This is a genomic window from Streptomyces sp. JLBJ103, assembly GCF_058215575.1.
Genome location: NZ_CM177089.1, coordinates 2128429 through 2145810 on the forward strand (window position 1 = coordinate 2128429; position 17382 = coordinate 2145810).

Here is a 17382-nt window from a genome sequence, read left to right on the forward strand (position 1 = left end):
TGCCCGACGACGCTTTCAACATACCCGCCACGCCAGAACAACGGAATCAGTGATCTGAAGGCACCTGAACGACGAAATTCATCGATTGAGGGTTGCGGGACGGCCGACCCTCGTGCACAGTGAGGTGCGTGGCCACACCTGACAAGAACGGCACGCCGTCGATCGATTCCGTATCCCTGGCGATCATTGAGCAGCTCCAGGAGGACGGTCGCCGGCCGTACGCCGCCATCGGAAAGGCCGTGGGCCTGTCCGAGGCGGCCGTGCGGCAGCGCGTGCAGAAGCTGCTCGACCAGGGCGTGATGCAGATCGTCGCCGTCACCGATCCTCTCACCGTGGGGTTCCGGCGCCAGGCGATGGTCGGTATCAACGTCAATGGTGACCTCGACCCGGTCGCGGACGCGCTGACCGCCATGGACGAGGTCGAGTACGTGGTCGTCACCGCGGGCTCCTTCGATCTTCTGATCGAGATCGTCTGCGAGGACGACGATCACCTCCTCGACACGATCAACAAGCGGATCCGCACGCTGCCCGGCGTGCGCTCCACCGAGAGCTTCGTCTACCTCAAGCTCCGGAAGCAGACCTACACCTGGGGAACGAGATAGCAATGAGCGCCGACCTCTCCAAGACGGCGTACGACCACCTGTGGATGCACTTCACCCGCATGTCGTCGTACGAGAACTCCCCCGTGCCCACGATCGTGCGCGGTGAAGGCACGTACATCTACGACGACAAGGGCAAGCGGTACATCGACGGCCTCGCCGGGCTGTTCGTGGTCAACGCGGGCCACGGCCGTGTCGAGCTCGCGGAGACCGCGTACAAGCAGGCCCAGGAGCTCGCCTTCTTCCCGGTGTGGAGCTACGCCCACCCCAAGGCCGTCGAACTCGCCGAGCGGCTCGCCGACCAGGCCCCCGGCGACCTCAACAAGGTCTTCTTCACCACCGGCGGTGGTGAGGCGGTCGAGACCGCCTGGAAGCTGGCCAAGCAGTACTTCAAGCTCACCGGCAAGCCCACCAAGTACAAGGTGATATCCCGGGCGGTCGCCTACCACGGCACCCCCCAGGGCGCGCTGTCCATCACCGGACTGCCCGGGCTGAAGGCCCCGTTCGAGCCGCTGGTCCCCGGTGCGCACAAGGTGCCCAACACCAACATCTACCGTGCGCCGATCCACGGTGACGACCCGGAGGCGTTCGGCCGCTGGTGCGCCGACCAGATCGAGCAGCAGATCCTCTTCGAGGGCCCGGAGACGGTCGCCGCCGTCTTCCTGGAGCCGGTGCAGAACGCGGGCGGCTGCTTCCCGCCGCCGCCCGGGTACTTCCAGAGGGTCCGCGAGATCTGCGACCAGTACGACGTGCTGCTGGTCTCGGACGAGGTCATCTGCGCCTTCGGACGACTGGGCACCACCTTCGCCTGCGACAAGTTCGGCTACGTCCCGGACATGATCACCTGCGCCAAGGGCATGACCTCGGGCTACTCCCCGATCGGCGCGTGCATCGTCTCCGACCGGCTCGCCGAGCCCTTCTACCGGGGCGACAACACCTTCCTGCACGGCTACACCTTCGGCGGCCACCCGGTCTCGGCCGCGGTCGGCGTCGCCAACCTCGACATCTTCGAGCGCGAGGGCCTCAACCAGCATGTGCTGGACAACGAGGGCGCGTTCCGGTCCACCCTGGAGCGGCTGCACGATCTGCCGATCGTCGGCGATGTCCGGGGGAACGGTTTCTTCTACGGCATCGAGCTGGTGAAGGACAAGGGCACCAAGGAGTCCTTCAACGAGGAGGAGACCGAGCGGATCCTCTACGGCTTCCTCTCCAAGGCGCTGTTCGAGAACGGTCTGTACTGCCGGGCCGACGACCGCGGTGACCCGGTCATCCAGCTCGCCCCGCCGCTGGTCGCCGACCAGACAGTGTTCGACGAGATCGAGCAGGTACTGCGCGGGGTGCTGACGGAGGCGTGGACCAAGCTCTGAGCGGCCACCCCTGAGTGAGGGCCCCTCCCCCCGAGGGCTCTCACCGCCACTTGAGGGCGAACCACAACTCCATACGGACGTCCGCGCCGGCCAGGTCCACCCCCAACAGGGCCGCGGCACGGGCGATCCACTGCCGGACCGTATTGCGGTGGCCCTCCAGGGCCACCGCGGTACGGTCCCAGCTGTCGTTGCGGCGACAGCCACGCCCGCAGCGGATCCAGCGGGGCGAGCACGGCGTTCGCCTCGGGCGCGCTGATCGCCTGCGCCACGGTCCCCGACCTCGACATCCGGGCACGGCCGCGCGGGCGCGCGCTGCGCACCGGCGGCGGTCCGCGCGACGAGGTCGCGGGCGACCGGCTGGTCATCCTGCTCATGGGGGTCGCGGTGGCCGGCGTCTCGATCGTGCTCGACGATGTGGTCGAGGCGCCGGCCGTGGCGTACAACGTACGGGTCGGCGGGTTGCTGATGCCGGTCCTGGGCGGGCTGCTGTGGAAGCGCGACACCGCGCGGACGCGCTCGCCTCGGTCGGTGTCGGCGCCATGACGGGGCGATCGGGCTGATGGCGTGTCCCCGGCGACGAGCCCACCGCCCCGGCCACCGTGTGACCGTTCCCCCTCCGAAAGGCGGCTACCCCCCATGCACACCCCACCGCGGACGCGTCACGGCGGCGATCTCGTCGTGGAATCCCTCACCGCGCTCGGCGCGACCACCGTCTTCGGACTTCCCGGGCAGCACGCGCTCGGGGCGTTCGACGCGCTGCGCCGCTCGGGGCTGGCGTACGTGGGGCTGCGGATGGAGAACAACGCGGGGTTCGCCGCGGACGCGTTCGCCCGGGTCACCGGGTCGGTCGCGCCGCTGCTGGTCTCCACCGGACCCGGCGCGCTGATGACGCTCGCCGCGCTCCAGGAGGCGGCCGCGGCCTCCGCTCCCGTGCTGGCGGTCGGCAGTCAGGTGCCGGCCGCCGGACTCGGCGGCGGACGCAAGGGCTATCTGCATGAACTGACCGACCAGCAGGCGTCGTTCCGCGATGTGGTGAAATCCGTGCACACCGTCCGCGCGGTCTCCCAGATCCCCTCGGCGCTGGCCGCCGCGTGGGCGTCCGCCATGGAGGCGCCCGCCGGTCCGGTGTGGCTGGAGATCCCGCAGGACGTGCTGCTCGCGCCGGTGTCCGTCCCTCCGGTGAGCACGCTGCGCGCCGAGCCACGGCAATTGCCGCCGCGGCCCGAACTGATCACGCACACCGCGGAGTTGCTGCGGGACGCCGAACGACCGGTGATCCTGGCCGGAGGCGGGGTGGTGCGCTCCGGGGCGCAGGAGGAACTGCGCGCGCTGGCCGAGCGGCTGGACGCGCCGGTGGCCACCACCTTCGGCGGCAAGGGCGCGTTCCCCTGGGACCATCCGCTGTCCCTCCAGTCCTGGCTGGAGGACCGGCACACCACCGACTTCCTCGAGGACGCCGATGTGCTGCTGGTCATCGGCTCCGGACTCGGTGAACTCTCCTCCAACTACCACACGTTCCGGCCGCGCGGCCGTCTCGTCCAGATCGAGGCCGACCTCGGCAAGCTGGAGGCCAACCACCCGGGCTTGGGGATCCACGCCGACGCGCGCGCGGCGCTGTCCGCCCTCGTCGACGCGGTCCCGGCCCGTCCCGCGGGGACGGCCGCGAAGGCCGCGGCACAGCTGTTGGCCCGGGTGCGGGAGCGCATCGACGGCCAGGGCCTGGAGCTGGAACAGGGTGTCCTCGCGGCAGTGCGCGAGGCACTGCCCGACGACTCCCCCAGCTTCTGGGACATGACGATCCTCGCCTACTGGGCCTGGTCCGCCTTCGACCCGCGCGCGGGCGCCCTGCACTCGGCGCAGGGCGCGGGCGGTCTCGGCTACGGCTTCCCCGCCGCCCTCGGGGCCGCCGCCGCGGACCGGACCCGCCCGGTGCTGGCGGTCTCGGGGGACGGCGGGGCGATGTACTCGATCGCCGAACTGGCCACGGCCCGTCAGCACGACCTGCCCGTCACCTGGCTGATCGTGGACGACGGCGGCTACGGCATCCTGCGCACCTATATGACGGACGCCTTCGGCGAGGCGGCCGGCACCGAGCTGGGCCGGCCCGACTTCGTGGCGCTCGCCGCGTCGTTCGGCGTCCCGGCGGTCCGTACCACATCCGCGCGGCTGGCCGAGGACCTCAGCGCCGCGCTGGCCGCCCCGGGACCGTCGGTCGTCGTACTGCCCGCGCAACTGCGCATGTTCGCCCCCACCCACCTCGCGGGCCAGGGCTGATCGGAGGAAATGGGCCCCGCCCGGCGCCGAGCCTGGGCGCGGCCCTCCCACCGAGTCCTTACCGTGCCAGTGACCCATTGGCTCCGCGCTCGTTCACCCAACCGGGGGAACGAGACGATCGCAGGTAAGGCGAGGTGCTCTGGATGGTGGCTCCGCCGGACAACGATGATGTGCTCTGGGCACGCACCCTGTCGTATGCCTACGGCGGTTCGCCCGCCCTCCTCGGTGTCTCCATCAGCGCGCGGAAGGGGGAGATCCTGGCCGTCACCGGACCGCGCGGCTGCGGAAAGACCACCTTGCTGCGCTGTCTGTCGGGCCAGCTCGTCCCGGACCACGGCGAGGTGTGCTTCGACGACGTCGCCGTGCACAGCCTCCCCGCGCTCGACCGCGAGCGGCTGCGGTGCGAGCGCTTCGGCTGGATCGGCACCGAACCCCAACTCGTCCCCGAGCTCACCGCCTGGGAGAACGCGGCGCTGCCGCTGCTGCTGCGCGGCACCGCGCGGCGCACCGCCAAGACCGCCGCCCGCGAATGGCTGGACCGGCTGGACGTCGGCGAATGCGCCCGGGTGCGCCCGGCCGGTCTGGTGCAGGCGCAGCGCCAGCGGATCGCCATCGCCCGCGCGCTGGCCGCCACCCCCGGGGTGCTCTTCGCCGACGAGCCCACCGCGCCGCTGCACCGCGCCGACCGCGCCCAGGTACTGCGCACCCTCACCTCGGCGGCGCGCTCGCACGGCATCACCGTCATCCTGGCCACCCACGACGAGGAGGTGGCCACCCTCGCCGACCGTACGGTCGCGCTGCTGGACGGCCGCCGGGCGGACTCGGCCCCCGCCTCGGATGAGGAGGGCAGGGCGGCGTGCTCAGTCTCCGCCTAGCCCGCGGTTCCCGCCCGGCCGTCCTGCTGCGCCGGGCGCTGGTCGTCCTCGCCGCCGCGGGCGCGAGCTTCCTGCTGCTGTGCGCCCTCGGGTTCGCGGCGGGGCATCCCACCGAGCCCCGCAGCGGGGTGGCGCGGCTGGTGTGGTGTGTGGTGCCGCTGGCCGCCACCGTTCATCTGACCGTGGCCGTCGCCCGCTCCGACCCCGGCGCCCGGCCCTCGTCCGGGCTCTCCGCGGTGGGGCTGGGCCCGGCCCGCTCAGCGCTGCTCGCGGCCACCGGGGCGGCGTTGTCCTGCGCTGCCGGAGCCGCTCTCGCGCTGCTGGCCTTCCTCCATCTGCGCGGCGGGCTCAGCGGCTCCTGGCTGCTGTGGGCGGGCAGCGGGGCGGCGGGCCGGGAGCTCGGCGCCGGGCGGCCGCTGCCGCTGGCCGGTGCGATCACCCTGGTGGCGCTGGTCCCGGTGGTCGCGGGCGCGGTATGCGCCGCGGTGCTGTGGCCGCGCCGGACCGGTGACGGGCGGACCGTCGCCGACGCCCGGCCGGGCGGCACCCCGACGGTCGCCACCGGCGCGGTCGGGCCCCGGCCGGACCGGACGGCCTCCGGTCTGCCGTGGGGCATCGCCCTGACGGCGGCCGGGCTGGCCCTGGAGGCGTACGCGGGCAGCGGCGCGGCCCCCCGTCATGACGCCCTGTTCCATCTGCCGGGCCGGCTCGGCGACACCCCGCCCGGTGTGGTGGGCGGCTGGGCGCTGACCATGGCCGGACTGGTGCTGGCCGGACCGGGTCTGACCCAACTGTGCGGCTGGCTGCTGGCCGTGGGGCGGCCGGGCCCGTTGCGGCTGCTGGCCGGACGCGTACTCCAGCAGGAGGCCGGGCTGATCGGCCGCCCGGTCGGGGTGCTGTGCGCCATCGCCGCCTCCTCGTACGCCGTGGCGCGGCTGGACGGCACCGGCTCCGGCCGCTCCGGGGACCATCTGGTCGGCCCGCTCACCGTTCTGGGCACGGCGCTGGTCGTGGTGTGCGCCGTGGCCACCACCCTCACCGCGGCGCTGGAGGCGCGGGCCGCGAGGCGGCGCACCACCGACGCCCTGCTGCGCCTCGGGGCCCCGTCCCGTCTGCTGCGCGGTGCCGCCGCGGTGCGCGCGGCGGCCCTGGTGGCGCTGCTGTCGCCGCTGACCTGGGCGGTGGCGCATCTCACCACGATGCCGGTGGGCCACTGAGGCTGGGCGGCCACTGAGGCAGGCCAGTCACCGCGGCTGGGCGGCCGCCGAGGCGGAGAGGGACCGGTTGCGGAGGCGGACCGTCCATCGCGGTGTGATTAGCATGTCGCGATGCAGACCGATGACGCTTCCTCCACCGCGCCCGACCGGGAGATCGAATCCCTCGAGGAGTTCGACCAGGTCGTGGCGCGCGGCACACTGGCCGGTTTCCGGGTCCAGTCCGTCGATCTCACGGACCGCACCTCCGCGCTGCTCTCCACCGACACCGCGGAGGCCGTCTTCCTGGGCTGTCCGATGGACCCCGAGGCCGCGGCGAAGGTGCGGGCTGGGGGCGCGCTGGTCTTCCCGCCGGTGCCGGACCTGCCGTTCGACCCCTACCGCGGCATGCTCTACTCCCCGGCCGAGCTGTTCGAGGGCCTGGCCACAGTGGGCTACGAGCGGACGCCGGACGCACTGTCCTACGCCTGGTTCCAGCGGACGAGGACCGACGGCGACATCTTCGGCTCGATGCTGCGCGCCGTCCACGACGACGCGGTCTCCGACGCGCTCGACGAACTCCTCACCGGCGCCCCGGTGGTGGGCGTCATGGGCGGCCACGCGCTGGAGCGCGGGACCGACGGCTACGCGGGCGCCGCCCGGCTCGGCCGCACCCTGGCGCGGGCGGGGCTGACGGTCGCCACCGGCGGCGGTCCGGGCGCCATGGAGGCGGCGAACCTGGGTGCCTACGCGGCGCCGTTCGCGGACCCGATGCTGGACGAGGCGCTGGAACTCCTCGCCAAGGCGCCCTCGTTCAGCCCGTCCATCGGCGCCTGGGCCGAGATGGCGTTCGCGGTGCGGGAGCGCTGGCCGGACGCCGGCACCTCGGTCGGCATCCCCACCTGGTTCTACGGCCACGAGCCGCCGAACGCGTTCGCCTCGCACATCGCGAAGTACTTCGCCAACGCCACCCGTGAGGACGGCCTGCTGGCGCGGTCCACCGCGGGTGTGGTCTTCCTGCCGGGCGCGGCCGGGACGGTCCAGGAGATCTTCGACAACGCGACGCCGAACTACTACCAGTCGCGCGGTGAGCCGACCCCGATGGTGCTCGTGGACCGCGACCACTGGACGCGGCGGCTGCCGACCTGGCCACTGTTGGAGGCGCTCGCCGAGGGCCGTGCCATGAAGTCCCGGATCGCGCTGGTGGATTCGGTGGACGAGGCGCCGGACGCGCTGGCCTCCCTGCGGGGCTGAGGCGGCGTCAGGCGGCGGGGCCGCCGTCCGGTTCCAGCACCACCACGTCCGCCGCGTCGAAGGCCGCCCCGACCCGCTCCCCCGTCTCAGGGGCGTCGCGCAGCGCACAGGACGCCTCCAGGCGGGGGGCGTCGCTGTCGGACGGCCGGAGGATGAGCGCCACACGGTCGCCGCGGAAGGTGCGCGCGGCCACCGTGCACTCCAGCCCGTCCCGGGAGTCCGTCAGCCGCACCCCGGCCGGGCGGACCAGCAGCCGGCACGGGCCGGGCCGGGTGCCGGGTGGTACGGGCAGCTTGCCCCAGGGGGTGTCGGCCACGGTGTCGTGCACGGTCGCCCCGACCACGTTGTCGAAGCCGAGGAAGCGGGCGACGAACTCGCTGGCGGGCCGCTGCCACACCTCCAGCGGGGTGCCGCTCTGCGCGATCCGGCCGCGGTCCATCACCACCACCCGGTCCGCGAGGGCGAACGCCTCCCCCTGGTCGTGGGTGACCGCCAGCACCGTGGTGCCCAACCGGCCGAAGAGCTCGCGCAGTTCGACCACCAGCCGCTCCCGCAGTCCGCGGTCGAGCTGGCCCAGCGGCTCGTCGAGCATCAGCAGCCGGGGCCGCGGGGCCAGGGCGCGGGCCAGCGCCACCCGCTGCTGCTCACCGCCGGACAGCGAGTCGACGGCGCGCCGCTGGGCACCGGGCAGCCCGACCAGGTCCAGCAGTTCGGCGGCGGTGCGCTCGGTCTCCGTACGCCCCGCCCGGCGCATCCGCAGCCCGAAGGCGACATTGCCGCCCACGTCCCGCTGCGGGAAGAGCTGGTGGTCCTGGAACATCAGGCCCACCCCGCGCCGGTGGGCCGGGACACCGGTCTGGTCGCGGCCCGCGAGCCACACCCGGCCCGCGTCGGCGCGCTGGAGCCCGGCCACCACCCGCAGCAGGGTGGACTTGCCGCTGCCGCTCGGCCCCAGCACACACACCGTCCGGTGCTCGGCGACCTCCAGGTCCACGGCGGCCAGGGCGTCATGGCGGCCGAACCTGACCGACACCTCCTCCAGGCGCAGCAGTGTCATTCAGAACTCCCCGGAACGGTCGGTGCGGATGCGCTCCAGCGCCACCAGGGACGCGGCGCAGACGAGCATCAGGATCGTGCTCAGGGCCATCGCCTGCCCGTAGCTGAGCTCACCGGCGCGGCCCAGGAAGCGGGCGACGGCCACCGGCAGAGTCGGGTGGCCGGGCCGCGCGATGAACACCGTCGCCCCGAACTCGCCCAGCGACACGGCGAACGCGAAGCCCGCCGCGACCGCCAGCGCCCGCCCCACCAGCGGCAGATCCACCTCCCGCCAGACACGCAGCGGGGAGGCGCCCAGCACGGCCGCGGCCTCGCGCAGCCGGTGGTCCACCGCTCGCAGCACCGGCAGCATGGTCCGGACGACGAACGGCACTCCCACCAGGGCCTGGGCCAGCGGCACCAGGATCCAGGAGGCGCGCAGATCCAGCGGGGGCTCGTCCAGGGCGATGAGGAAGCCGAAGCCGACGGTGACGGCGGAGGTGCCCAGCGGGAGCATCAGCAGCGCGTCGAAGCCCCGCACCAGCCTGCCCGCCCGCCGGGTGAGGGCGGCCGCCGCGAGGCCGCCCACGACCAGGGCGATGACGGTGGCGACGGCCGCGTACCGCAGGGAGTTCCCGACGGCCTCCAGCGGGGCCACGAAGAATGTGCCACCGCTGTCGGCGGACGACTGGAGCGCGCGGTAGTAGGTGAACCCGTAGCCGTCGGGCCCGTTGAGCGAGCGCTCCACCAGCACCGCCAGCGGGGTCACGATCAGCAGCGCGGCGACGGCCAGCACACTCCCCAGCAGCGTCCACTGCGCGGGCCCCTGGGGGCGGCGCGCGGTGCGGGCGGGGTCGACCAGCCGCAGGGCGCTCTCCCGGCGCCGTACGGTCCACGCGTGCACGGCCAGGACGCCTCCGACCGCCGCGAACTGGACGAGGGTGAGCACCGCGGCGGTCGGCAGGTCGAGCAGCTGCGCGGTCTCCCGGTAGATCGCCACCTCCAAGGTGGCGTAGCGCGGACCGCCGAGGATCTGCACCACCCCGAAGGAGGTGAAGGTGAAGAGGAAGACCATCAGGGCGGCGGCGGCCACGGCGGGCGCCAGCGCGGGCAGGGTGACCCGCCGCCAGGCGCCCAGGCGGCTCGCGCCGAGCATCCGCGCGGCCTCCTCCTGGCGCGGGTCGAGCTGGGCCCACAGCCCGCCCACGGTCCGTACCACCACCGCGTAGTTGAAGAAGACATGGGCGAGGAGGATCGCCCAGACCGAGGTGTCCAGCCGCACCCCCCACAGCTCGTCCAGCAGTCCGCCGCGGCCCAGCAGCGCCAGGAACGCCGAGCCGACAACAACGGTCGGCAGCACGAAGGGCACGGTGACCACCGCGCGGAGCAGTCCCTTGCCGGGGAAGGCGAAGCGGGCGAAGACATAGGCACCGGGCAGGGCGATCGCCAGGGTCAGCGCGGTGGAGGCGACGGCCTGCCAGCCGGTGAACCACAGGATGTCCAGGGTCGCCGGGTCGCTCACCACCTCCGGGATCCGGCCGAATTGCCAGTGGCCGTCGGCGCGCAGCCCCCGGGCGACGATCGCGGCCACCGGATAGGCGAAGAAGATCCCGAAGAACGCGAGGGGAACGGCCATCAGGGCCGGCCGCAGCGCCGCACCGCGCGGATCGCGCCGCCGAAACCCCGCGCCCTTCTTCTCCGTGGTCTCCGTGGAGCGGGTCCCTACAGGACGAGTGAGGACCATGTCTTGACCCACGGCTCACGGTTCTTGGCGATCTTCTGCGGGGAGAGGGTGGCCGAGTCGGCGATCTTCACTCCGTACCGGGTGAAGAGCTCGGGCAGTTCGACGTCCTCGCGCGCGGGGTTGACGTACATGTTCAGCGGAACGTCCGCCTGGAACCTCTTGCTGAGCAGGAAGTCCAACAGTGCCTTGCCGCCCTTGGGGTTGGACGCGCCGTTCAGCAGCCCGGCGAATTCCACCTGCCGGAAACAGGTTCCCGTGGCCACCCCGGTCGGCGCCTTCTTGGGCTTGGTCTTCAGCTCCGCCACCCCGGCGGGCGGGCTGGAGGCGTAGGAGACGACGAGCGGCTTGTCGCCCTTGCCACCCGCGCCGGAGAAGTGGTCGAAGTACGCCTGCTCCCAGCCGTCGACGACCTCGACCCCGTTGGCCCGCAATTTCTTCCAGTAGCCCTTCCAGCCGTCGTCGCCGTACGTGGCGGCCGTGCCGAGAAGGAAGCCGAGACCAGGAGAGGAGGTGGCCGCGTTCTCGGTGACGAGCAGGTTCTTGTAGGCGGGCTTGGTGAGGTCCTCGTAGGTCCGGGGCGGCGCCAACTTCTTGTCGGCGAAGTACTTTCGGTCGTAGTTGACGCAGATGTCGCCGTAGTCGACCGGGGTGACGCGGTGCTTGCCGGCGTCCAGCTGGAGCGCGGCCGGGACCTTGTCCAGGCCCTTCGCCCGGTGCGGCGTGAACAGGTCGTTGTCGAGCGCGCGGGAGAGCAGGGTGTTGTCGACGCCGAAGAAGACATCGCCCTGCGGATGCCCCTTGGACAGAATGGCCTGGTTGACGGCCGAGCCCGCGTCGCCGCCGGTCTGCGTGCGCACCTTGTAGCCGGTCTTCTCGGTGAACTCCTTGAGCACCGCCTTGGAGACCGCGAAGGAGTCGTGCGAGACCAGGGTCACGGTCTTGGAGTCCGCTTCGCCGGAGCCCTTCGAGTCCTCCCCGCAGCCCGCGAGGGCCATGAGGCCGAGCGAACCGAGGAGGGCGGTGCCGATGGCACGCCGGAGGTGGCTGTTCATGCTGATGCTGACTCCCTACGCCGGTATGACCCGGATCAGGTCCGAGGGTCTGCGGCCGTGCCGCACTCTCAGCGCCCTGAGCGCTCCCCTGTCGGAATGTTCATTTGTACGACGGTGCGATGTTTCGCGAAGGCACCGTATCAGCCGTCGTTCAGCGCTCCGTGGCCGCCAGCTGCCCGCAGGCCCCGTCGATCTCCTGCCCCCGGGTGTCCCGGACGGTCACCGGCACACCGTGCGCCTCCAGGGCGGCCACGAACGCCTTCTCGTCCTCGGGGCGGGAGGCCGTCCACTTGGAGCCGGGCGTCGGGTTGAGCGGGATGAGGTTGACATGCACCCGGTGGCCCTTGAGCAGCCGCCCGAGCAGATCGGCCCGCCATGCCTGGTCGTTGATGTCCTTGATCAGGGCGTACTCGATGGAGATCCGGCGGCCGGACTTCTCCGCGTACTCCCACGCGGCGTCCAGGACCTCGCGGACCTTCCAGCGGGTGTTGACCGGGACGAGGGTGTCGCGCAGCTCGTCGTCGGGGGCGTGCAGGGAGACCGCGAGACGGCACTTGAAGCCCTCGTCGGCGAAGCGCAGCATCGCGGGAACCAGCCCGACGGTGGAGACGGTGATCCCGCGCTGGGACAGGCCGAGGCCGTCCGGCTCGGGGTCGGTGAGCCGGCGGATGGCGCCGACGACCCGGTTGTAGTTGGCCAGCGGCTCGCCCATGCCCATGAAGACGATGTTGGACAGCCGGGCGGGGCCGCCGGGGATCTCGCCGTCCCGCAGGGCCCGCATCCCGTCCACGATCTGGTGGACGATCTCGGCGGTGGACAGATTGCGGTCCAGACCCGCCTGGCCGGTGGCGCAGAACGGGCAGTTCATCCCGCAGCCCGCCTGTGAGCTGATGCACATGGTGACCCGGTCCGGGTAGCGCATCAGCACGGACTCCACGAGCGTGCCGTCGAAGAGCCGCCACAGGGTCTTGCGGGTCGTGTCGTTGTCACAGCTGATGTGACGCACCACGTTCATCAGGTCCGGAAGCAGCCCGCCCGCCAGCTTCTCGCGCGCGGCGGCCGGGATGTCCGTCCACTGGGCCGGGTCGTCGGTGTACCGCGCGAAGTAGTGGCGCGACACCTGACCGGCCCGGAAGGGCTTCTCCCCCAGCGCCGCGACGGCCTCGCGGCGCTCGGCGGGGGTGAGGTCGGCGAGGTGCCGCGGGGGCTTCTTGGCTCCGCGCGGCGCGACGAAAGTGAGTTCTCCGGGCTTAGGCATGGTTCACCCAGTGTCGCAGACGTACGAACGGCCCCGCGCCGCCCGGGGCGCGGGGCCGATCGGCGGACCGGGTCAGCCTCCGCCGACGAAGATCACCATCAGCAGCCACACCACCGGCGCGGTCGGCAGCAGCGAGTCCAGCCGGTCCATGATCCCGCCGTGGCCGGGCAGCAGCTTGCCCATGTCCTTGATGCCCAGATCACGCTTGATCATGGATTCGCCAAGGTCACCGAGGGTGGCGCTGACCGCGACGGCGAGGCCGAGCAGCAGCCCCTGCCACCACGCGCCGCCGTCGATGAGGAACTGCATGCACAGCGCGCCCGCGACCATGGCGAACGCCACCGCGCCCATCAGCCCCTCACGGGTCTTCCCCGGGCTGATCCGCGGCGCCAGCGGATGCTTGCCGAACCGCCAGCCGACCGCGTACGCGCCGGTGTCACTGACCACGGTCAGCAGCAGGAAGGTGAGCACCCGCCACGCGCCGTCGTCGGTGTCGAGCATGAGGGCCACGAAGGTGGCGAGGAACGGCACGTAGAAGGCGGCGAAGACCCCGGCCGTGACATCCCTGAGGTAGTTGTCCGGCGGCTCGGTCATCCGCCAGACCAGCACCGCGAGGGCCGTGAGCGCCACCGCCACCCAGGCGCCCTGGGCACCGCGCACATATCCCGCGACGACCATGCCCACGCCGCCGACGGCGAGCGGCGCGAGCGGCACCCGGATGTCCTTGCGCTCGGCCAGCCGCGAGGTCAGCTCCCAGAGCCCGACGACCACCGCGACCGCTATCACGCCGATGAACACCGGCTTGTAGATGAAAAGCGAGGCCACGATGATCACGCCGAGGCCGACGCCCACCCCTATCGCGGCACGCAGATTCCGCCCCGCGCTCTTCTTCGACTGCCCGCCGCCGGTGCTCCGCGCGCTGTCGGAGCGCGCCGGATCGGGGGCGGGGTCGGAAGGCGTCGAAGGGCGCCCGGCAGACTGCCGGGGACCGGGCCGCTGCTCCCGCTCATCGCGGAAGAGAGGACCGCCCAGTCCAGCGGCCCCCCGGTCACGGTCGGCGGCATCGCCGGGTTCGCCGCCTGCGTGCGGCACGGTGGGCATGGGGCGAGTGTGCGCCGCTTCGCCCACCTCGTGCGCGGGACCCGCCGAAGAAGGGGGCACCTCCCAGCCGTAGCCGGGGGAGGTGCCCTGATCGGCGGGTCCCCAGAGTCCGGCGCGCGGCGGGGCCCCCCAGGAAGAGTCGTTCATCAGACCTCGAGCAGCTCGGCTTCCTTGTGCTTGAGCAGCTCATCCACCTGCGCGACATACTTCGCGGTGGTGTCGTCGAGCTCCTTCTCGGCGCGCCGCCCCTCGTCCTCGCCGACCTCGCCGTCCTTGATCAGCTTGTCGATGGACTCCTTGGCCTTGCGACGGACGCTGCGGATCGAGATCTTCGCGTCCTCGCCCTTGCCCTTGGCGACCTTGATGAACTCCTTGCGGCGCTGCTCGGTGAGCTCCGGGAACACCACCCGGATGATGTTGCCGTCGTTGCTGGGGTTGACGCCCAGGTCCGAGTCACGGATCGCCTGCTCGATGTTGCGCAGCGCGCTCTTGTCGAACGGGGTCACCACGGCCATCCGCGGCTCCGGCACCGAAAACGACGCCAGCTGGTTGATCGGCGTCAGCGCACCGTAGTAGTCCGCCACGATCTTGTTGAACATCGCCGGGTGCGCACGCCCGGTGCGGATCGCGGCGAAGTCCTCCTTGGCGACCACAACGGCCTTCTCCATCTTCTCCTCGGCCTCGAGGAGGATCTCTTCGATCACCACTTGCTCCTGGTGTTATCCGTAGGCAGAGCCTCGCCCCTGCGTGCGTCTTCTCCTGCACGGTGTCCGACCGGCAGGCCGTTGTCCATCCCCCGTTCGAGCCGTCAGGCCCGGGAGCCCTGGTCGCTCACGAGCGTGCCGATCTTCTCACCCTTCACCGCACGTGCGATGTTGCCTTCGGCGAGGAGCTCGAACACGAGGATCGGCAGCTTGTTGTCCCGGCACAGGGTGATCGCGGTGGCGTCGGCGACCTTGAGGTCGCGGGTGATCACCTCGCCGTACTCCAGGGCGTCGAACTTCACCGCGTCCGGATTGCGCGCCGGATCGGAGTCATAGACGCCGTCAACCCCGTTCTTGCCCATGAGCAGGGCCTCGGCGTCGATCTCCAGGGCGCGCTGGGCCGCCGTGGTGTCGGTGGAGAAGTACGGCATGCCCATGCCCGCGCCGAAGATGACCACGCGCCCCTTCTCCAGGTGGCGCACCGCACGCAGCGGAATGTACGGCTCCGCGACCTGGCCCATGGTGATGGCGGTCTGGACGCGGGAGTCGATGCCCTCCTTCTCCAGGAAGTCCTGGAGCGCCAGGCAGTTCATGACCGTGCCGAGCATGCCCATGTAGTCCGAGCGCGCCCGGTCCATTCCGCGCTGCTGGAGCTCCGCCCCGCGGAAGAAGTTGCCGCCGCCGATGACGATGGCGATCTGCGCGCCGTCCCGGACCACGGCGGCGACCTCGCGGGCGATGGCGTGCACGACGTCGGGGTCGACACCGAGTCCCCCGCCTCCGGCGAACGCCTCGCCTGACAGCTTCAGCAGGAACCGGCCATGTGGGGCTGTGCCGCGCGCGTGCTTGTCGTCGGCGGTCTGTTTGGCATCCGCGCCGTGATTCATTGGAGATCTCCTCGTGCACATACGAAGAAGGCCATTGCCGGGTGGGTCCTGGTACGACCTCTGCGGCAATGGCCTCCTCGTCACATCTGCGGCCGACCGGTCGACGGTTGGCTGCCTACGACCCTATAGGGGTCGCCGGTCATTCGCTGCTCGGCTCAGACGCCGACGCGGAAACGGGCGAAGCGCTTGAGCGAGACACCGGCCTCGTCCAGAACCTTCTGGACGGTCTTCTTGTTGTCCTTGGCGAACGGCTGGTCCACCAGCACGTTCTCCTTGAAGAAGCCGGTGACGCGACCCTCGACGATCTTCGGCAGGGCGGCCTCGGGCTTGCCCTCCTCACGCGCGGTGGCCTCGGCGACCCGGCGCTCGTTCTCGACCGTCTCGGCGGAGATGGCGTCGCGGCTGAGGAACTTCGGCGCGAAAGCGGCGATGTGCTGCGCGACGTCCTTGGCGACCTCGGCGTTCTCCTTGTCCAGCTCGACCAGGACGCCGACCTGCGGCGGCAGGTCCGGGCTGGTGCGGTGCATGTACGCGGCGACGTAGCCGCCGGAGAACTGCGCGAAGCGGTCGAGGACGATCTTCTCGCCGAGGGTGGCGTTAGCCTCGTCCACGAACGCCTGGACGGTCTTGCCGGACTCGATCTCGGAGGCGAGCAGCGTCTCCAGGTCGGCCGGGGAGGTCTTGGCGACGTGGGCGGCGATGGCGTCGGCGACGGCGACGAACTTGTCGCCCTTGGCCACGAAGTCGGTCTCGCACTTCAGCTCGACCAGCACGCCGGAGGACTTGTCGTCGGCGATCAGGGAGACGACGGCACCGTTCTCGGCGCTGCGGCTCTCGCGCTTGGCCACGCCCTTCTGGCCCTTGACACGCAGGATCTCGACGGCCTTGTCGACGTTACCCTCGGCCTCGTCCAGCGCCTTCTTGCAGTCCATCATGCCGGCGCCGGTCAGCTCACGGAGCTTCTTGACGTCAGCGGCGGTGAAGTTCGCCATGATCTGTGAATCTCTTCTCGAAAGTCGAATCGCGAAAGTCGAAAGCTCTACGGGGGAACGGCGGGGGCGGCGCCTGCGCACCGTCCCCCGCCGTCATACACCGTTCTGCTTGGTCAGCCCTGCTCGGCGCCCGCGGCCGGGGCCTCGGCGGGCTCCTCGGCCGGCTTCTCAGCGGCGGCCTCGGCCGGCTTGGCGGCCTCGGGCTCGTCGGCCTTCTTCTCACCCTCGAGCAGGTCGCGCTCCCACTCGGCCAGCGGCTCGCCCGCGGCCTTGTCGGCCTTCTCATCACCGGTGGCGACGCCGGAGCGGGCGATCAGGCCCTCGGCGACGGCGTCGGCGATCACGCGGGTGAGCAGGGTGACGGAGCGGATCGCGTCGTCGTTGCCCGGGATCTTGTAGTCGACCTCGTCGGGGTCGCAGTTGGTGTCGAGGATCGCGACGACCGGGATCCGGAGCTTACGCGCCTCACCGACGGCGATGTGCTCCTTCTTGGTGTCCACGATCCAGACGGCGCTCGGCACCTTCTGCATCTCACGGATACCGCCGAGGGTCTTCTCCAGCTTGGCCTTCTCACGGGAGAGGACCAGGAGCTCCTTCTTGGTGAGGCCGGAGGCGGCCACATCCTCGAAGTCGATCTGCTCGAGCTCCTTCAAGCGCTGCAGACGCTTGTAGACGGTCGAGAAGTTGGTGAGCATGCCGCCCAGCCAACGCTGGTTGACGTACGGCATGCCGACGCGGGTCGCCTGCTCGGCGATGGCCTCCTGCGCCTGCTTCTTGGTGCCGACGAACATGATGGAGCCGCCGTGTGCGACGGTCTCCTTGACGAACTCGTAGGCGCGGTCGATGTACGACAGCGACTGGAGCAGGTCGATGATGTAGATGCCGTTGCGCTCGGTGAAGATGAAGCGCTTCATCTTCGGGTTCCAGCGGCGGGTCTGGTGCCCGAAGTGGACGCCGCTCTCCAGCAGCTCCCGCATCGTGACGACGGCCATGGCCGTACTCCTTGAAGTACTCGGTTCCGCGGTGACCGGGCGGTCGCCGCGCCTG

Annotated in this window: 16 protein-coding genes, 1 pseudogene and 1 riboswitch; of the genes and pseudogenes, 7 read left to right on the top strand and 10 right to left on the bottom strand. The window is 71.4% G+C overall.

The window, feature by feature from the left end:
• Window positions 1–128 precede the first annotated feature (128 nt).
• Window positions 129–602, top strand: coding sequence for an Lrp/AsnC family transcriptional regulator (locus AC4BEG_RS09035; RefSeq protein ID WP_201880764.1), 474 nt, complete (start codon window positions 129–131; stop codon window positions 600–602).
• Window positions 603–604: 2 nt separating this feature from the next.
• Entirely contained in the window at window positions 605–1966 is a 1362-nt protein-coding gene (locus AC4BEG_RS09040) for an aspartate aminotransferase family protein (protein ID WP_490705381.1), read from the top strand.
• Between the two features lie 40 nt (window positions 1967–2006).
• On the opposite strand, the gene AC4BEG_RS09045 is transcribed toward AC4BEG_RS09040, so the two are convergent.
• The gene (locus tag AC4BEG_RS09045) at window positions 2007–2132 is read right to left on the bottom strand and encodes a helix-turn-helix domain-containing protein (protein ID WP_490705382.1); all 126 of its coding nucleotides are present in this window, start codon (window positions 2130–2132) and stop codon (window positions 2007–2009) included.
• Window positions 2133–2206: 74 nt separating this feature from the next.
• Here AC4BEG_RS09045 and AC4BEG_RS09050 point away from each other — a divergent pair.
• The 5 genes and pseudogenes from AC4BEG_RS09050 to AC4BEG_RS09070 form a co-directional block, all read left to right on the top strand.
• Window positions 2207–2508 (top strand): annotated as a pseudogene (locus AC4BEG_RS09050) (sodium:solute symporter); the annotation flags it as partial.
• Between the two features lie 94 nt (window positions 2509–2602).
• Window positions 2603–4240, top strand: coding sequence for a thiamine pyrophosphate-binding protein (locus tag AC4BEG_RS09055; RefSeq protein WP_490705383.1), 1638 nt, complete (start codon window positions 2603–2605; stop codon window positions 4238–4240).
• A 143-nt stretch (window positions 4241–4383) separates the two neighbouring features.
• The gene (locus AC4BEG_RS09060) at window positions 4384–5115 is read left to right on the top strand and encodes an ABC transporter ATP-binding protein (protein ID WP_490705384.1); all 732 of its coding nucleotides are present in this window, start codon (window positions 4384–4386) and stop codon (window positions 5113–5115) included.
• A complete protein-coding gene (locus AC4BEG_RS09065) occupies window positions 5097–6332 on the top strand; it encodes a hypothetical protein (protein WP_490705385.1) in 1236 nt (411 codons plus the stop codon). The genes AC4BEG_RS09060 and AC4BEG_RS09065 overlap by 19 nt, the downstream gene beginning before the upstream one ends.
• A gap of 111 nt (window positions 6333–6443) precedes the next feature.
• On the top strand, window positions 6444–7562 hold the full coding sequence (locus AC4BEG_RS09070; RefSeq protein WP_490705386.1) for an LOG family protein: 1119 nt from the start codon (window positions 6444–6446) through the stop codon (window positions 7560–7562).
• 7 nt (window positions 7563–7569) lie between these two features.
• Here AC4BEG_RS09070 and AC4BEG_RS09075 read toward each other — a convergent pair whose 3' ends face one another.
• The 9 genes from AC4BEG_RS09075 to rpsB all read right to left on the bottom strand — a co-directional run bounded on the left by AC4BEG_RS09075 (window position 7570) and on the right by rpsB (window position 17327).
• On the bottom strand, window positions 7570–8619 hold the full coding sequence (locus AC4BEG_RS09075) for an ABC transporter ATP-binding protein (protein ID WP_490705387.1): 1050 nt from the start codon (window positions 8617–8619) through the stop codon (window positions 7570–7572).
• A complete protein-coding gene (locus tag AC4BEG_RS09080; protein WP_490707031.1) occupies window positions 8620–10248 on the bottom strand; it encodes an ABC transporter permease in 1629 nt (542 codons plus the stop codon).
• A 71-nt stretch (window positions 10249–10319) separates the two neighbouring features.
• Complete coding sequence (locus AC4BEG_RS09085; RefSeq protein WP_490705388.1) at window positions 10320–11393, bottom strand: thiamine ABC transporter substrate-binding protein; 1074 nt, start codon at window positions 11391–11393, stop codon at window positions 10320–10322.
• Window positions 11389–11493: riboswitch (TPP riboswitch) on the bottom strand. Its footprint overlaps the gene before it by 5 nt.
• Window positions 11494–11544: 51 nt before the next feature.
• The gene (rlmN, locus tag AC4BEG_RS09090) at window positions 11545–12651 is read right to left on the bottom strand and encodes a dual-specificity RNA methyltransferase RlmN (protein WP_490705389.1); all 1107 of its coding nucleotides are present in this window, start codon (window positions 12649–12651) and stop codon (window positions 11545–11547) included.
• Between the two features lie 72 nt (window positions 12652–12723).
• Window positions 12724–13899: a phosphatidate cytidylyltransferase gene (locus AC4BEG_RS09095; protein WP_490705390.1), complete on the bottom strand. Its 1176-nt coding sequence runs from the start codon at window positions 13897–13899 to the stop codon at window positions 12724–12726.
• Window positions 13899–14456: a ribosome recycling factor gene (frr, locus tag AC4BEG_RS09100; protein ID WP_176180391.1), complete on the bottom strand. Its 558-nt coding sequence runs from the start codon at window positions 14454–14456 to the stop codon at window positions 13899–13901. The genes AC4BEG_RS09095 and frr overlap by 1 nt, the downstream gene beginning before the upstream one ends.
• A 104-nt stretch (window positions 14457–14560) precedes the next feature.
• Window positions 14561–15343, bottom strand: a complete 783-nt coding sequence (gene pyrH / locus AC4BEG_RS09105; RefSeq protein WP_490705391.1) for a UMP kinase — start codon at window positions 15341–15343, stop codon at window positions 14561–14563.
• A 155-nt stretch (window positions 15344–15498) separates the two neighbouring features.
• A complete protein-coding gene (gene tsf / locus AC4BEG_RS09110; RefSeq protein ID WP_201880741.1) occupies window positions 15499–16335 on the bottom strand; it encodes a translation elongation factor Ts in 837 nt (278 codons plus the stop codon).
• Between the two features lie 113 nt (window positions 16336–16448).
• Window positions 16449–17327, bottom strand: coding sequence for a 30S ribosomal protein S2 (rpsB, locus tag AC4BEG_RS09115; RefSeq protein WP_490705392.1), 879 nt, complete (start codon window positions 17325–17327; stop codon window positions 16449–16451).
• Between the last annotated feature and the right edge of the window lie 55 nt (window positions 17328–17382).

Bases quoted from the DNA above. Each gene is read 5' to 3' on its own strand.
- AC4BEG_RS09095 (WP_490705390.1), bottom strand. From the start codon at position 13,899: ATGAACGACTCTTCCTGGGGGGCCCCGCCGCGCGCCGGACTCTGGGGA.
- AC4BEG_RS09060 (WP_490705384.1), top strand. From the start codon at position 4,384: ATGGTGGCTCCGCCGGACAACGATGATGTGCTCTGGGCACGCACCCTG.
- AC4BEG_RS09055 (WP_490705383.1), top strand. From the start codon at position 2,603: ATGCACACCCCACCGCGGACGCGTCACGGCGGCGATCTCGTCGTGGAA.
- tsf (WP_201880741.1), bottom strand. From the start codon at position 16,335: ATGGCGAACTTCACCGCCGCTGACGTCAAGAAGCTCCGTGAGCTGACC.
- rpsB (WP_490705392.1), bottom strand. From the start codon at position 17,327: ATGGCCGTCGTCACGATGCGGGAGCTGCTGGAGAGCGGCGTCCACTTC.
- AC4BEG_RS09075 (WP_490705387.1), bottom strand. From the start codon at position 8,619: ATGACACTGCTGCGCCTGGAGGAGGTGTCGGTCAGGTTCGGCCGCCAT.
- AC4BEG_RS09040 (WP_490705381.1), top strand. From the start codon at position 605: ATGAGCGCCGACCTCTCCAAGACGGCGTACGACCACCTGTGGATGCAC.
- rlmN (WP_490705389.1), bottom strand. From the start codon at position 12,651: ATGCCTAAGCCCGGAGAACTCACTTTCGTCGCGCCGCGCGGAGCCAAG.
- pyrH (WP_490705391.1), bottom strand. From the start codon at position 15,343: ATGAATCACGGCGCGGATGCCAAACAGACCGCCGACGACAAGCACGCG.
- AC4BEG_RS09085 (WP_490705388.1), bottom strand. From the start codon at position 11,393: ATGAACAGCCACCTCCGGCGTGCCATCGGCACCGCCCTCCTCGGTTCG.
- AC4BEG_RS09070 (WP_490705386.1), top strand. From the start codon at position 6,444: ATGCAGACCGATGACGCTTCCTCCACCGCGCCCGACCGGGAGATCGAA.